We start from the raw sequence: 15,889 nt of genomic DNA on the forward strand, positions 1-15,889 counted from the left end.
ATCCTTCATATTATAATTCTAAAACATCTTTTTGGGCAGCATGACGTTTATTATAAAAATAATAAGTAAATATTGTGGAGTTGACTACAATCCAAAAAATCGAAACTCCTAATATTACTTCTTGAGGTCCTGTAATTTTAGTAAAGGTAGAAGTTATTAATCCAGCAAGGGGCAGGCTTAGACGATTAAAGAAAACAATAGTTCCCATACTCTTACCTAATTGATGTTTCGGTATTAACTTAACTCGTTCTGTTCTTAGAAATACATTAAAAATCCCTATTCCACAAACCAAAAGGGCGTAGCCGATAACATAAATGTAAAATTGATTGGCTATTCCCAAAATGACGCCGGATAATGTTAATAACACAATAGATGCTATGCCTATATTATTAATACTCTTACTTTTTTTCAAAAATACAGGAATTAACAAAACCACTATAGATCCCGTGATCCCGCCAAACATCGCCAAAAATGAATACTCTCTAGATGTTGCACCAAGAACCCCTTGGGCTACAGCTGGATTTAAAGCCATTACAGTCCCCATCACAAGATTAATAAGCATTGTTGCCAGTACCAACAGCCGAAGAAAGAAATTTTTAGCTATAAACTTAAACCCATCCCCAATTGTTCCTAGAACTCGTTTAATGGACTTCGTTTCCCTAACAACCAGATTTTTAGCCTTATTGGGAAGACCCAGTACTCCGAAACCTGTCACTGCAAATGCAATACCAGTAATAATAAGAAAATCCATCTCTTTTATAAATAGAACCAATATACTTGCCAAAGCCGGTCCTATCACTTGAGAACTAAGCTCCAATCCTTGGATTAACGATTGGATGCGGGGAATATCGTTATTATCAAAGTTCCTCCCGATAGTTGTTTCTAATGTGACAAAGTTTAATGAGTTTAAAATAGCGAACAAAGATGCAGCAACTGAAAGTATAATAAATGTTTGGCTTGGCATATAGATTAATAATAAGAAGCCTGATATGGAAACCAATGCTCGCAGGCTATCGCCAATAATATAAAGTTTCTTTTCTTTATAAGTATCTACAAGCACTCCTATGAAGGGGAGTAATAATACTGCCGGCAACCACTCTATAAGAAATGCTAATCCTGATTTGGACGCTTCTCCGGTGTATTGAAAAATTAATAAAGGGATAGCAAATAGCAGAAGTTGTTCGGATACTGTTGATACAAATCTGCACCCAAGGAACCAAATCAATTTAGATGTATAGATACTATTAGACTTTTTCAAGATAGTCTAAAGGCTCCTTTAATTCCATATTATAGTACACAGGTTTTATCCATCCGTTATGTAGAGTTTTTACTCTTATAGAATCTACATCTTTAATTACGTCTTCCCTCAGTCCAGAGAGCATTCCAAGCCAACTCCAATTACTGCTTCCCATAGCGGAAACGGTGTCCCCTAAATTTTGGGCCTGTGTATGCTTAGATTTCATATTTTCTGCATACTTAATTTCAAGTACTCTATCTTGATTAGGAATTCCGTATGCTATCCCTAAGCTCTCCTTACATTCTTCTCCCCAAAAGGCCGCAGGAATGATCTCTTTTTCATTTAGAACTAACTCCATTGATTGTCGGTAAATACTATGCGGTTCAATTCCGTATGAACAAGCTATAATCTCAGTAATATTTGCTCCGCCAGGCCTTCCAAAGTTACAATCTATTAGTTTAACTTGATTTTCTGAAACAATAAATTCAGTATGGAAAAATCCTCTGCTATACCCGCTCCTCTCCACTAGAGTTTGAACAATCTTGCACAATTCTTTCTGAGCTATAGAATGATAAGGGAATATGAATACCGATTCTGCATTTTCCGTCTTCCTTCTGCCAGTTACTCCAATTGGAATTACTTTACTTTCTAAAACGTATCCCTCTAAGCTTACAAGTTCTCCGTCTATTATTTCTTGAACGACATATTCGTCAGGGTGCAGATGCTTAGGTAAGGTTTTATCAAATAATTTTTCTATATTCTCGATATCATTTTCATCCTCTAATACACTTATACCTTTAGCCCCAGCTGCAAAGGATGGTTTTAGTATCAATCCATTCTGTGAAGCTGATAACATTTTTTTTATCTCTGAATAAGGAATCGCCCCTGTAGTGAAAGAAAGTGATAGCGGCGTAAATTCTGGGATAATGTCATTGACATAAGCCTTATCCTTAAGTAATTCAATTTTTGGATCAATTCCCTTTATATCTAAAGCGCTGCATAATTTAGTGCAAATTTCTAATTTACTATCTAAAAAAGAGATAACTCCTGCAATGTCCTCTTTTGGAAAAGTTTTTATAATTTCATACAGTTCTTCAAAAGAATTAGTATTACAATTAATAAACTTATAAGATGTAAGTTGAGAGAGTGCATCTCCTTCCTGACTATTTAAGTTTGTCAAGAACAGAACATTCAGATTCATTTCCTTTGCCGCTTTTACAATATACTCTGGCCCAATAACAGAAGAATCAATAACAAATAAGGTTTTCACGTTTTTCTAATTCTCCCTTCTATACACTCAAAAGAAAGAAAAGGGTCAGAATTTAATTCCTTACCCTCTCCCCTATTAGAAGTTATTATTTTTGAATAGGACGTGTAATCGTCGTGTTTGGACCTGCATCATGATATTGAATGAAATCTAAAATACTTTCTGCGCCAGAGATAAACTTTAACAATCTCTCCAGTCCAATTCCAAATCCAGCTGTTTGTACTTGTGATTTATCTTTCCATTGAGCATATTCCGGATGATAAGAATTGCCGAGAGTTTTTGATTGGTTAATAATCTCCTCTCCGCTAGTTGGACGGATACCCCCGGTAGTCAGTTCACCGTAGCCAAAAGGTAACATTAAATCGTAAGTTTGAAAAACACCTTTTGGACTTTCGTGATAAATTGAATCTCTGACTCCTGCTGGATAGTTATAAATCCAAAAAGGTGTGTCAAATTGGTTAGAGAGAAGTGCGTCTTCTTCAGAAGTAAGATCCCCTTCTGAATCTTTAGATCGTCCTACTCTTTCTAAGGCTTCTTCAAATGTTATTCTAGGATATGAGCCTTTTACCAAGCTCTCTGTGTTGCGTTTTGCTAAAGGAGTTAACGTCAAATTATCATTATTATCAATTAAAGATAAAATCTTATTGCCTGCTTCATAGAGAATCTTCTCCCCTAAATCGAAAACATCTTCCATTCTCTCAGTTCTCCATTCAATTTCAAATTGAAAGAAGGAATAAATATGTTTTGCAGACAGCTCTTCCCCTTCCATCAATAATCGAAGGCATGGGGCAAGGCAATAAACCTTAGGTAAATATTCCGTTGCCATCTGTTTTTCTACAACATGACTAACACTCATATAGTAATACTGTTCACCTGCCACCTCAACTTTTGAGTTAGAGGAGGAGTCATGATCCCCATTTTCTCTAATGTCAGGTAAAGTTTTATCCCCTAGTACGATTACTGAATGCTTGGCACCTGGCTCATATCTTCTAGAAAAGGGAGTTGGAACAATTTCGTCAAACTTAAATAAATCCATTGAATTTCTCAGCGACTTTAAAAGAGTTGAAGTCCATGCATAAGTTTCATTATAAGCAAGTTGTCTAGTGTCTAAATTTTCAATTTCAACCTTCATTTGTTACACCTTCCTATTCTGAATATTAGTAAATAGATATAAATAATCTTTTAATTTAATTACAAAAATAAGAATAAATTGTATATTTGTAATTAAATACATTTACAGAAAACAGATTATTATAACGAAATGATTCTGTCAATTGAAAATATATGAAATAGTACAAATTATCTGTTCTCTCCTGTAATTCCGATAACGTGCTGATACTGACGAATGCCTCGAAATTTATTATTACCAGCTGCAAGGAGCACCTGGCTCTTCACTTTTATGACCGGCCTAATATTGTACTGGCAGGCCTGCTGTCGTCCAAGCTTTTGGCATCTCTTGTTTAGCAGAAAAAATAAATTCCAACAGCACTTGCAGTCCGACAACTATGATAATAAAAGATTCGATAAGCGATGCAATCGTTTCCGCCCGAAAGCGGCCGTGAATGGATGATCTACTTCAGGAGGTTTTTGAGAGGTGGCAGGACGATTATTACAGCCACCGAAACAATAATGTCAGTTATTATTAAACCTCTGCAGTAAGTGCTTCTGAGTGAAAAACATAACCGATGATCAGCTTCATTGCAGATAGAACACCATTGTCCCGGATTCTCCCTTTTTCAGTTCATCATTTCTCTTCATATTAAAAAACTCCTCTACTCGCATTTTCCTATTATTGAGATACATCACTGAACCACAGTGGGTCTATAGAAACACCTTGCGTCATTTTCTGTGTACGGATGAGAAAAGAAGTCACATTTTCTAACATCATTAACAAATGTCCAATGCATTTATGATAGAATAATATTTGTCGGAATATTCAGCATAAAACAACCCAAAAGGAGGCAAAGAATGAATCAGCCTAATTCTTTATCGAAGGGATTAAAAACCCGGCATATGACCATGATTTCAATTGCCGGCGTGATCGGCGCCGGATTATTTGTCGGAAGCGGATCCGTCATTCATTCCACCGGCCCCGGAGCGATTGTCTCCTACGCATTAGCAGGACTATTAGTGATTTTTATTATGAGGATGCTGGGGGAAATGTCCTCCGTCAACCCGACAAGCGGTTCGTTTTCACAGTACGCGCATGACGCCATCGGACCGTGGGCCGGTTATACCATCGGATGGCTGTATTGGTTTTTCTGGGTCATCGTCATTGCCATTGAAGCCATTGCGGGCGCCGGAATCATACAGTACTGGTTCCCCGGGATTCCGTTATGGCTGACGAGTCTGCTTCTGACCGTGCTATTAACACTGACGAATATTTATTCAGTTAAATCGTTCGGTGAATTTGAATACTGGCTTTCCTTAGTGAAGGTAGCAACAATCGTTGTCTTCTTAATCGCGGGATTTGCTTTCATTTTCGGAATCGTCCCCGGCAGCAAACCGGTCGGGCTGGAAAATCTGACGGGCAACGGCGGATTTCTCCCTAATGGCCCAAGTTCCGTTCTGCTCGGAATCGTCGTCGTCATTTTTTCTTTTATGGGATCTGAAATCGTCGCAATCGCAGCGGGAGAAACGTCAAACCCGGTCGAATCCGTCACAAAGGCGACCCGCTCAGTCGTCTGGAGGATCATTATTTTTTACGTCGGTTCCATTACGGTTGTGGTCACGCTGCTTCCGTGGAATTCAGCCAATATTTTGGAAAGCCCCTTCGTTGCCGTTTTGGGACATATCGGGGTTCCCGCAGCCGCTCAGATCATGAATTTCATCGTCCTGACAGCCGTTTTGTCCTGCCTGAACTCCGGGCTTTATACGACGTCACGGATGCTGTATTCACTGGCGGCGCGAAATGAAGCGCCGCGGCGTTTTATGAAACTGAGTAAAAGAGGCGTACCGGTCCAAGCCATTATCGCCGGCACCTTTTTCTCCTATATTGCCGTTGTCATGAACTACTTTTCTCCCGACTCCGTATTCTTATTTCTGGTCAATGCATCAGGGGCGATCGCACTGCTCGTCTATCTCGTCATCGCCGTCTCACATCTGAGAATGAGAAAGAAAATCGAACGGACAAACCCTGAATCTCTTAAAATCAAAATGTGGTTTTATCCGTACTTAACCTACCTGACGATCATCGCCATTTGCGCCATCTTGTTATCTATGCTGTTTATCAGTTCAATGCGGTCTGAATTTCTGCTGACAGGATTTATTACTCTGCTGGTGCTTGCCTCATATGTATTCCGCAAAAAACAAAAACCGAAAGAGAGCGCTTCCGCAAACCGGGTTGCGCAATAATAGAAACACCCGTCCTCAAAAAAGGGCGGGTGTTTTTTTAACCAACTTGTTCCAGGCAGCATTATCTATAGTACAGGAATTCAATAAATGATAAGGACAGGATGAATAATGGCACTTGAAAAATTTGCAGATGAACTGCCGATTATCGAAACACTGAAGCCGCAGAAGAAATCAGACGGCAGCACGTATTATGAAGTCACGATGAAGGAATGCTTTCACAAGCTGCACCGCGATCTCCCGCCAACCCGGCTGTGGGGGTATAACGGTTTGTTTCCGGGCCCGACGATCGACGTCAACCAAGGTGAAAGCATTTATGTTAAATGGATGAATGACTTGCCGGATAAGCACTTTCTGCCCGTAGACCATACCATTCACCATTCAGAAAGCGGCCATCAGGAACCTGATGTCAGAACCGTCGTCCATTTACACGGAGGAGAAACGCCGCCTGACAGCGACGGCTATCCGGAAGCCTGGTTCACACGGGATTTTAAGGAAACGGGTCCTTATTTTGAAAAAGAGGTATACCATTATCCAAACAAACAGCGCGGGGCGCTCTTATGGTATCACGACCATGCCATGGCGGCCACGAGGCTCAATGTGTACGCCGGACTTGCCGGGATGTATATCATCCGTGAGCGAAAAGAAAAGCAGCTGAAGCTTCCCGCCGGAGAGTATGACGTACCGCTTATGATTTTGGACCGCACGTTAAATGACGACGGTTCCTTGTCTTATCCGAGCGGGCCGGATAACCCTTCCGAAACGCTGCCCACCCCTTCAATCGTCCCGTTTCTTTGCGGAAATACCATTCTCGTCAACGGAAAAGCATGGCCGTATATGGAAGTCGAACCGCGGACATACCGTTTCCGCATCCTTAACGCCTCAAATATGAGATCATTTACTCTCTCGCTCAATAACGGCGGCCGGTTTATCCAAATCGGTTCTGACGGCGGATTGCTCCCCCGCTCTGTCAGAACACAGACCATCAGCTTAGCCCCGGCAGAGCGGTATGATGTGCTGATTGATTTCTCCGCTTTTGACGGAGAACATATCATTCTGACGAACGGCACCGGCTGCGGGGGCGACGTCGATCCGGATACAGACGCCAATGTCATGCAGTTCCGCGTCACAAAACCGCTGAAGGGAGAAGACACAAGCCGGAAGCCTAAATATCTTTCAGCCATGCCTGATATGACCTCAAAACGAATACACAATATCAGGACGCTTAAACTCACAAATACGCAGGACAAATACGGCCGGCCGGTTTTGACGCTTAATAACAAGCGCTGGCATGATCCTGTGACAGAAGCGCCGAAGCTCGGCACAACGGAAATCTGGTCGATTATCAATCCGATGGGGGGAACCCATCCGATACACCTGCACCTTGTTTCCTTCCAGGTTCTTGACCGGCGTCCTTTTGACTTAGAACGTTATAACAAATTCGGCGACATTGTGTATACGGGCCCCGCCGTCCCTCCTCCTCCAAGTGAAAAAGGCTGGAAAGACACCGTGCAGGCGCACTCGGGAGAAGTCATCAGAATCGCGGCGACATTCGCTCCTTACAGCGGACGCTACGTATGGCACTGTCATATTTTAGAGCATGAAGATTACGACATGATGAGACCGATGGACGTCACGGATAAGCAGTAAACAAGAATCACCCCTTTTCTCCGGAAGGGGCTTTTTTTATTTATCAAAAAGAAAAAATAAGAAGGCGCTTATTTGCATATACTGTAATAACAGGAAGACGATGCACCCTCATTGGAAATATGGATAGAAAAAGGAATTAGGAGATTAGGGAAAAGTATGAGACAATGAAGGAGTGCACGAAAATTCATAAGGGAAGAAGTGACTTTATGTCTTACTACAACAAACGTAATCAGGAACCGCTGCCTAAAGAAGATGTCAGTACGTGGGAATGCACGAAAGAGGACTGTATCGGCTGGAGCAGAAAGAATTTTGCCGGCACCGGCAGTGATACCCCGACTTGCCCCCTTTGCGGCAGTAAAATGATCGACGGCGTCCGTTCGTTGGTGAATCTCCAAAACAACAATCAAACGGCATCAAGTTAGACCTCCCTTTTACGAGTCTCAACATAGAGAAGGCCTCCATGTCCCATGAGAGGCCTTTGCGTTATCATGTCCTTTTATGATGCAAAGGAGCAATGAACATGAAAAACGATCAGCAGCAAAAAGACCTGAAGGAAATGGCGAAACGGAAGAAAAAGAACCTTGCCGCACAGTCATTCATCGAAACACTCCATTTTGCCGTTCCGCTTCTCCGTTTTTTCAAATGGCTCGCCTCAGCCGCAGCCAGCTTTGTTTATTAAAAAACACCCAGCTGGCGCTGAGTGTTTTTTCATTATTGGATAACGGAAAAGCTGTTGATAATGCCGCTGTCATTTTCCCAGACTTTTTCACATTTTTTCGTATCCAAATGATAAGCATAAATAGTCCGGACCTTCGCGTTCCGCCCCGTTTCATCCTTCAAGCGTTTAGCGCCTTTGGCTTCCGCCATGAAATAGATGATGCTGCCGTCTTTAGAAAACTGCGGCTGGGCATCTATCAGCGGAGAGAAATCCTTCCCGTTTGTAATAATCGTTTCATCTTTTTTCGTTTTGACATTCATCAGACGGATGGACGCTTTTTGTGCCGTCCCTTTTTGTGTATAAGATGTAAAGACAAGGTTTTTTCCGTCCGGTGACATCGCCACGTCGCTGATAAACTGTTCAAGATTGGTCAGATCCTGAAGGTTTTTGCCCGCCCCTGCTGCAAACCGGATATTCGTCGGTTCAGGGTCAATCCCCTTCTCATTTGCCTCATCCGTTTTTTTATAATCCTCTTTAACGGAATAATGCAGAAGCGCAAAATCGTTTTGGCTGCGGTTATAAAAGAAGCTGCTCACACTGTCGTCTTTCTCATCCGCCGCCGGATACAGATTTTGATAACGCTTCGTTTTCAAATCAAAAGATGCGAGACGGAAAATATCTTCATCCGCTTTACCGAGACGGAAATAAATGTGCGTCAGGTCCTTTGATAAAAACAGACTGTCAGCGCTCGCCGATCCTTTATAAAGCACCGTCTTCTTTTTCGTCTTCAGATCAAGCTTATACAGACGCATTTCATTTTGATCATTATTACCGACAAAATAGAGCGCCTGGTGGGCGTCATCCAGCGCAAACGCCGGATATGCCGAAAGCTTTTCCTCGTACAGCATGCGGCTGTCTTCGTAATATTTCGTCATCAGATCTTTGTCTGTAAGCGAAACAAGCAGCTTGTCATGCCCGCCGGAAACAACGGCTTTTCCGCTGCTGCCGCTTTTTCCTTTAATCAGCAGAACGGCTCCGATGACCGCCGCCGCCAAAACAGCGGCTGCGAGGATCCAAATCCATCGTTTCTTCTTCATTATCAATCTCTCCGTCAATCAGAAAAAGCAAGAATCATTCTCCTTGCTTTTTAAGATGGTCTATTTTAATAGCTGTAATGTCCGGATACTCTTCCTTTGCTTAACGGATATCCGAGCGCTTTGAACGCTTTCGGGCTGACATCCAATACGGCATTCGGCAGACGGCCTACATCATTTTTGTATACTGTGATAACCTTTTTCGGTTTTGATTTCGCATAAGCTCTGATTTTCGTTCCGTTTCTCGGAACGTCAAATCCTAATTTTGTCGCGCAATCCCAGTGTCCCAGTTTTTTACCGGACGATCCTTTTTTACCGACTCCATTATACCATGTAATATTTCCGTTCACTTTTTTAGCACTTGCATCAGAAGAGAAACTGATCGCTCCCAGCGTGCTTCCTGCTAAAATCAATAAGGCTAAGAATAACTTCTTCAAGCTTTCATCCTCCTGATTCTTTATTCTAGGCAAAATTATACACCAAGAAGACGTTTATAATATTTCAATCACTTTACATGTTCATTACAACGTGACGGAAACACGCACTCAATTGATGACACAAACTTCTGTTCTATATAATTCCATGGTAAATTATACTACAAAATTTAATACATTAGCGTTATAATATTCATAGAGTATTTCTGCATTCAATATGGACTTTTTATAAGGCCTATTGATAGTTGCGTCATATGATATAGTTTGAGAAATCAGGCTTCAGGAAGCATTTCTTCCTTTTAACCGTGGTTCATATTGATCATGTACCTATACTCGTTTCTATCAGACTAGGAGTGATAATCAATGAAAGCGGCAAGATGGCACAATCAAAAAGACATTCGAATCGAAAACATTGATGAACCTAAAGCAGAACCGGGAAAAGTCAAAATTAAAGTCAAATGGTGCGGGATTTGCGGAAGCGACCTTCATGAATATCTGGGAGGTCCGATCTTTATTCCGGTCGGCAAACCCCATCCGTTAACAAACGAAATGGCGCCCGTCACGATGGGGCACGAATTCTCAGGAGAAGTCGTGGAAGTAGGAGAAGGCGTCAAAAATTACAGCGTCGGCGACCGTGTCGTCGTAGAACCGATTTTTGCCACACACGGACATCAGGGAGCCTATAACCTTGATGAACAAATGGGATTCTTAGGCTTAGCCGGAGGCGGCGGCGGATTTTCTGAATATGTGTCCGTTGACGAAGAATTGCTGTTTAAGCTTCCTGAAGAGCTTTCTTACGAACAGGGCGCGCTTGTTGAGCCGTCAGCGGTAGCGCTTTACGCCGTCCGCCAAAGCAAATTAAAAGCGGGCGACAAGGCAGCCGTTTTTGGCTGCGGACCGATCGGGCTGCTTGTGATTGAAGCCCTGAAAGCGGCCGGCGCAACGGATATTTACGCGGTCGAACTTTCACCGGAACGCCAGGAAAAAGCGAAAGAACTCGGCGCTATCATCATTGATCCGTCAAAAACGGATGATGTCGTTGAAGAAATCGCTAAACGCACAAACGGCGGCGTTGACGTTTCTTATGAAGTGACAGGCGTTCCTGTCGTTCTCCGCCAGGCGATCCAGTCAACAAACATTTCCGGTGAAACGGTTATCGTCAGCATCTGGGAAAAAGGAGCGGAAATCCATCCGAACGACATCGTCATCAAAGAACGGACCGTAAAAGGAATTATCGGATACCGTGATATCTTCCCTTCCGTTCTTGCACTGATGAAAGAAGGCTACTTCTCAGCAGATAAGCTCGTCACGAAAAAAATCGTGCTCGACGATTTGATTGAAGAAGGCTTCGGCGCTTTAATCAAAGAGAAAAACCAAGTGAAAATCTTAGTCAAACCGAACTAAGCCGTTCGGCAAAATACCAGACACATCCGAAAAAGAGCCGCTCAGGCTCTTTTTTTCGTCTCTTCCTCTTCCCTTCCTTTTCCTTTTAAAAATGATCCGCTCTGCGCAAACTATTTTTCACCCTGTCCCGTCTATCCTTAGGCAGCAGCCTATGATACGTATTTTTTAAAAAGGAGCCCTTTGAAGCAATGAAGAACGAAACAGCCAAAGCGTCGCTTGTGACGTGCATAACTGAGCGCAAAGAAGACTTTTACCGGCTTGCGTACAGTTATGTAAAGAACAAGGATGACGCGTTAGATATTGTTCAGGAATCAATTCAAAAAGCGTTGACATCGGTCGAATCCGTCAAAAACCCCGATGTAATCAAAAGCTGGTTTTATAAAATTTTAGTGCGCACGGCCATTGATTTTCTCCGCAAACAGAAAAAACTTAAAGTAATGGACGATGAAACGATCGAGTTTTTAAGCCGCGGAAAGGAAGATCACTACAAAGACACAGACCTTCACGAAGCGCTTGACGACCTGCCGCATCCATATAAAACCATTATCATTCTGCGTTTCTTTGAAGACCTGAAATTAGAAGAAATCGCAGACATCACGGGGGAAAACATCAATACCGTTAAAACACGCCTTTACAGGGGGCTGAAGCTTATACGCATTCAGCTGACGAAGGAGGATCTTTCTTAATGGAAAAGAGATTAGAGCAATTAAGGGAAGAGTACAAAAGTGTGCCCATTCCTAAGGAATTGGACAGCATTGTCGAAAAAGCCCTTCAGCCAAAACCGAAGAAAAAACGAATCGTGATGTGGCCGACATCTGCGGCAGTCGCTGCGGCCGTTTTATTTACCGCCGTTGTCAATATCAATCCGGATGCCGCACAGGCCATGTCCAAAATCCCCGTCATCGGCAAAGTCGTCCAAGCCATCACGTTCGTGGAGATGAAAGAAGAAAAGAACCAATCAAGCATTGATGTGAAAACACCCGCTCTATCCGGCCTTTCGAATCATAAACTTGAAGACAGCATCAACCGGCATTATATGAAAGAAAGCAAAGAGCTGTATCAGGAATTTATGAAGGCGACCTCAAAAAGCAAAAAAGGCCACCTCAGCATCTACAGCGATTATGAAACCGTGACTGATACAGCGGATCTGATCTCAGTCCGCCGTGATATCGAAAAAACACAAGCTTCCGCTTATACGCAAAGCCGATACATCACGATTGATAAAAAAAATGAGGCCGTGCTTACGTTAAAGAGTTTATTCAAAGATGACCGTTATATCAAAGTCATCAGCCAAAATATTAAAGAACAAATGAAAAAACAGATGAAAGAAGACCCGAATAAAATATACTGGGTCGAAGATGATGATATGGCGGAGCCTTTCAAATCCATCCGCGCTGACCAAAACTTTTATATTACAGATCAGCACAAACTTGTCATCTCATTTGATGAATATGAAGCGGCACCCGGATATATGGGCGTTACAGAGTTTACAATACCGACCTCTGTCATCTCAAAACTGCTTGTCGGAGACCGCTACATCCGGTAAAAGAAAAAAATCCATGATATCCGCAGATCATGGATTTTTTCTTTTTCCCGCAACAGCCATTGCGCAAGGGAACCCTTTCATATAACAGACGCCGGACAGGGGCAGAAAAGTTTAAGAGAATCAGAACATTTCATTCATTTTTTCTGAAACAAAATCCCCTTCCGAATGCGTCTATTTAACGGAACAAATGGAAGACTGTACAGAAATCTGCCATAGCCAACCGCAAAACAGCGAGAATTTCCGCACACATTATTGGAGGAATACCATGTCAGACAAGTCACTGCACCACCGCTATATTCCCGGACTGGATGGACTTCGCGCCTTTGCCGTCCTCGCCGTGATCGCCTATCACCTGAATTTTAATTGGGCAGACGGCGGTTTCATTGGTGTTGATATCTTTTTTGTTTTATCGGGATATTTAATTACATCCATTATATTGCCTGCCCAAGGCAATAACATCACCCTTGATTTGCGTGATTTTTGGGTGCGCCGGATCAGACGGCTTCTGCCGGCGGCTTATCTCATGATTATCACGACAGTCATTTGGGTCGTACTGTTTAACAGCGAGCTCCTGCATACCGTACGAGGAGATGCGGTCTCCTCACTTTTTTACATAAGCAATTGGTGGTTTATCTTTCATAAACTTTCTTATTTCGACAGCTTCGGCTCCCCTTCGCCATTAAAAAACCTGTGGTCGCTGGCGATTGAAGAACAGTTTTATATCTTATGGCCCTTTTTGCTGCTTGCGGGAATGTACATATGTAAAACACGGGCCCGGCTTGCAGCTGCAGTCATGTTCCTCGCCTTATGCTCAGCAGTCGTAATGAGTATGATGTATGTGCCCGGCGGAGATCCGAGCCGCGTTTATTACGGGACGGACACCCGTTCATTTGAATTGCTGATCGGCTGCGCTTTAGCTTTAGTGTGGCCGATGAAACGATTATCTTCCAAACGGCTGCCGAGCAGCATGAAACATCTGCTGCACGGGGCAGAGCTTGCCGCCTTTGCCGCACTGGTGCTTTGCGTATTTTACACGGATGAATATGAACCCTTCCTGTACAAAGGCGGCATGCTTTTGATCAGCATCGCCGCAGCGGTTCTTGTCGCATGTATATGCCATCCGAGCAGCTTTATAGGATATGTCCTTTCATGGAAGCCGCTTCGCTGGATCGGAACGAGATCATACGGAATCTATCTTTGGCATTACCCGGTTATCGTGCTGAGCACCCCGGTGCAGGAAATCGGAAATCCGGTTTATTGGCATTGCGCCGTCAGAATCGGCGCCACTTTCATTTTGGCCGAGCTTTCTTATCATTTCATTGAGAAGCCAATCCGCTCTGCAGGCTTCCGGCCATTTTTACGCCGCGTGTTTCTGAACCGCTTTTTGGAATGGAAGACGTCCTCTGTCATCAGCAGAATGTCGCTCGGCCTCATTCTTGCCGCCATTCTCGTATTTGCGGGCGGGCTGTCAGGGATAGCCGAAGAGAAAAAACAGCCGCAATGGACGTACGCGCAAAGCGGGCAGCAAGAAACAGCCGCCTCTTCGCACAAAACGGCCGATCACGATCAGCCTGCTAAAGAAGAGGACAGCAAGAAAAAACACGGCGGCGAAAAAACGGATACCGCATCAGACAACAACAAGAAAAAACCAACAGGCAAATCAGATACGAAGAAGACGAAAGACAAAAAGGAACAGTCATCTCAAAAAACGGCTGACCCAAAACAAGCACAGCCTCAGCAAGACGTGCTGGCCATCGGTGACTCGGTGATGCTGGACATTGCGTCATACCTGCGGCAGTCCCTTCCTCATGTCACCATCGACGGAAAGGTAGGAAGACAAGTCTCTCAAGCACTCCGGCTCACTTCGGAATATGCGTCATTTAATCAGCCGAATAAAGCGGTCATCATCGAGTTAGGGACGAACGGCTATTTCACAAACAGCCAAATTGAATCACTGATCAGCTCCTTCTCAAAAGCCGATATCTATCTTGTCAACACGCGTGTACCGCGGCAGTGGGAAAGCAAAGTAAACGAATCATTGCGCCAGCAGGCCGAGTCACGCAAAAATGTGACCCTTGTCGATTGGCACGCAAAAGCATTGCAGCACCCTGAATACTTCACACCGGACGGCGTCCATCTCATACCTGAGGGATCAAAAGCGCTGACATCCCTCATCGTCCAAACAATGAAATCATGACAAAAAAAGAGGCCAAAAAAGGCCTCTTTTTCGTATATGTCAGGCAAGCTTCTGTCCGCAATTCGGGCAAAAATTCGCGCCTTCCGTTTTCGTTCCGCAGTTCGGACAAAATTTCGGCTTAGCCGCCCCTTCTGAGCCGTTTGCCTGCGCCGTCCCCTGATTTTGCTGACTTTGATTCTGCTGCGGCTGGTTCTGCTGATTTTGATTCATTTGGTTCATCATTTGATTGGCCATATTCATTCCCATCATCATGCCCGCCATGTCGGAGGCAGCACCGCTTCCGCTCATTTTGCCGGATGACATTCCGTCCGTCATGGAAATCTGCTGATAGCGGTTCACATCGCCCACCATACCGTAAGAAGCGTTTTTCGTAATCATATCCTGCACTTCCTGCGGATAGTTAAAGCTCATAATATTGAAGCCCGTAATCGACATCCCGTCTCCGATCAGCTGCATATCAAGGTCTTCTTGAATCCCTTTTCCGATTTCAAATGAATTCGACTGCAGATTGAACATGTCTTTTCCTTCTTTTGTGATCCATTTCATCAAAAGCTGATCGAGAATAGACGTAATCCGGATTTTAATGTCATCCACTAAATAGCTGTCCTTGACACCCGCAATCTTATCAATCAATCCGATGTAGTCAATGACCTTGAAGTTAAATGTGCCGTTTGCTCGGATCGGCATACCGCCCGGCATTCCCGCCGCCGGAATGTTAATGGCGTTTTTCGTGCCCCACTTCACCGTGAACTCCTTCGTATTCACAAACAGCACTTCAGCCCGCATGCCGCTGTTAAAGCCAAACTTAAATCCTTTTAATGTCGATAGAAACGGAATGATTTCTGATTCGATATCATAATCGCCGTCATCACGGAAAATCCCTTCAATCTTCCCGTTGTATAAAAAGATGGCATCCTGTCCCGGCCGGATGATCAGACGGCTGCCTTTTTTAATTTCACGGTTGTTCCATTTATAGAAGACCATGTCATCTCTGAATTCTTCCCATTCCACCACATTTGCTAACTGATTTCTGAAAAAGCCCATGTATGTT

The 15,889-nt window shown here is 43.5% G+C and carries 14 protein-coding genes and 1 pseudogene; 8 read left to right on the forward strand and 7 right to left on the reverse strand.

All coding sequences use genetic code 11. From position 1 onward, the window contains the following. Positions 1-10: 10 nt before the first annotated feature. The 4 genes and pseudogenes from Y79_RS0106945 to Y79_RS1000000121470 form a co-directional block, all read right to left on the reverse strand. A complete protein-coding gene (locus Y79_RS0106945; RefSeq protein ID WP_016937036.1) occupies positions 11-1,258 on the reverse strand; it encodes an MFS transporter in 1,248 nt (415 codons plus the stop codon). After that, on the reverse strand, positions 1,245-2,507 hold the full coding sequence (locus tag Y79_RS0106950) for an ATP-grasp domain-containing protein (RefSeq protein WP_016937037.1): 1,263 nt from the start codon (positions 2,505-2,507) through the stop codon (positions 1,245-1,247). The genes Y79_RS0106945 and Y79_RS0106950 overlap by 14 nt, the downstream gene beginning before the upstream one ends. 85 nt (positions 2,508-2,592) lie before the next feature. Next, the gene (locus Y79_RS0106955) at positions 2,593-3,636 is read right to left on the reverse strand and encodes an amino acid--tRNA ligase-related protein (protein WP_016937038.1); all 1,044 of its coding nucleotides are present in this window, start codon (positions 3,634-3,636) and stop codon (positions 2,593-2,595) included. 196 nt (positions 3,637-3,832) lie between these two features. Beyond that, positions 3,833-4,262 (reverse strand): annotated as a pseudogene (locus Y79_RS1000000121470) (cation efflux transmembrane domain-containing protein); the annotation flags it as partial. Between the two features lie 210 nt (positions 4,263-4,472). Between Y79_RS1000000121470 and gabP the strand changes: the two are divergent. From gabP to Y79_RS1000000121475, 4 genes are all read left to right on the forward strand, one after another. Continuing rightward, the gene (gene gabP, locus Y79_RS0106960) at positions 4,473-5,858 is read left to right on the forward strand and encodes a GABA permease (RefSeq protein ID WP_016937039.1); all 1,386 of its coding nucleotides are present in this window, start codon (positions 4,473-4,475) and stop codon (positions 5,856-5,858) included. A 108-nt stretch (positions 5,859-5,966) separates the two neighbouring features. Next, complete coding sequence (gene cotA / locus Y79_RS0106965; RefSeq protein WP_016937040.1) at positions 5,967-7,505, forward strand: outer spore coat copper-dependent laccase CotA; 1,539 nt, start codon at positions 5,967-5,969, stop codon at positions 7,503-7,505. 206 nt (positions 7,506-7,711) lie between these two features. Next, positions 7,712-7,927 (forward strand): cold-shock protein, encoded by a 216-nt coding sequence (locus tag Y79_RS0106970; protein ID WP_029575254.1) that lies wholly within the window; start codon positions 7,712-7,714, stop codon positions 7,925-7,927. A gap of 98 nt (positions 7,928-8,025) precedes the next feature. Continuing rightward, positions 8,026-8,184, forward strand: a complete 159-nt coding sequence (locus Y79_RS1000000121475; RefSeq protein WP_016937042.1) for a hypothetical protein — start codon at positions 8,026-8,028, stop codon at positions 8,182-8,184. 32 nt (positions 8,185-8,216) lie between these two features. Here the strand turns inward: Y79_RS1000000121475 and Y79_RS0106980 are convergent, their stop codons facing one another. Next, positions 8,217-9,260 carry a TolB family protein gene (locus Y79_RS0106980; protein ID WP_016937043.1) on the reverse strand — a complete coding sequence of 348 codons (1,044 nt, stop codon included), beginning with the start codon at positions 9,258-9,260 and terminating at the stop codon, positions 8,217-8,219. 65 nt (positions 9,261-9,325) lie between these two features. Next, complete coding sequence (locus Y79_RS0106985) at positions 9,326-9,694, reverse strand: RlpA-like double-psi beta-barrel domain-containing protein (RefSeq protein ID WP_016937044.1); 369 nt, start codon at positions 9,692-9,694, stop codon at positions 9,326-9,328. A gap of 360 nt (positions 9,695-10,054) precedes the next feature. Here Y79_RS0106985 and Y79_RS0106990 point away from each other — a divergent pair, with 360 nt between their 5' ends. The 4 genes from Y79_RS0106990 to Y79_RS0107005 all read left to right on the forward strand — a co-directional run bounded on the left by Y79_RS0106990 (position 10,055) and on the right by Y79_RS0107005 (position 14,838). Continuing rightward, on the forward strand, positions 10,055-11,095 hold the full coding sequence (locus Y79_RS0106990; protein WP_016937045.1) for a 2,3-butanediol dehydrogenase: 1,041 nt from the start codon (positions 10,055-10,057) through the stop codon (positions 11,093-11,095). Between the two features lie 188 nt (positions 11,096-11,283). Further along, positions 11,284-11,781 carry an RNA polymerase sigma factor gene (locus tag Y79_RS0106995; protein WP_016937046.1) on the forward strand — a complete coding sequence of 166 codons (498 nt, stop codon included), beginning with the start codon at positions 11,284-11,286 and terminating at the stop codon, positions 11,779-11,781. Next, a complete protein-coding gene (rsiV, locus tag Y79_RS0107000; protein WP_016937047.1) occupies positions 11,781-12,641 on the forward strand; it encodes an anti-sigma-V factor RsiV in 861 nt (286 codons plus the stop codon). Before Y79_RS0106995 ends, rsiV begins: the two co-directional genes overlap by 1 nt. Before the next feature lie 265 nt (positions 12,642-12,906). Next, the gene (locus Y79_RS0107005; protein ID WP_016937048.1) at positions 12,907-14,838 is read left to right on the forward strand and encodes an acyltransferase family protein; all 1,932 of its coding nucleotides are present in this window, start codon (positions 12,907-12,909) and stop codon (positions 14,836-14,838) included. A 39-nt stretch (positions 14,839-14,877) separates the two neighbouring features. On the opposite strand, the gene Y79_RS0107010 is transcribed toward Y79_RS0107005, so the two are convergent. Further along, complete coding sequence (locus Y79_RS0107010; protein ID WP_016937049.1) at positions 14,878-15,882, reverse strand: SPFH domain-containing protein; 1,005 nt, start codon at positions 15,880-15,882, stop codon at positions 14,878-14,880. Positions 15,883-15,889: the final 7 nt, after the last annotated feature.

Source organism: Bacillus siamensis KCTC 13613 (assembly GCF_000262045.1).
Classification (GTDB): Bacteria; Bacillota; Bacilli; order Bacillales; family Bacillaceae; genus Bacillus; species Bacillus siamensis.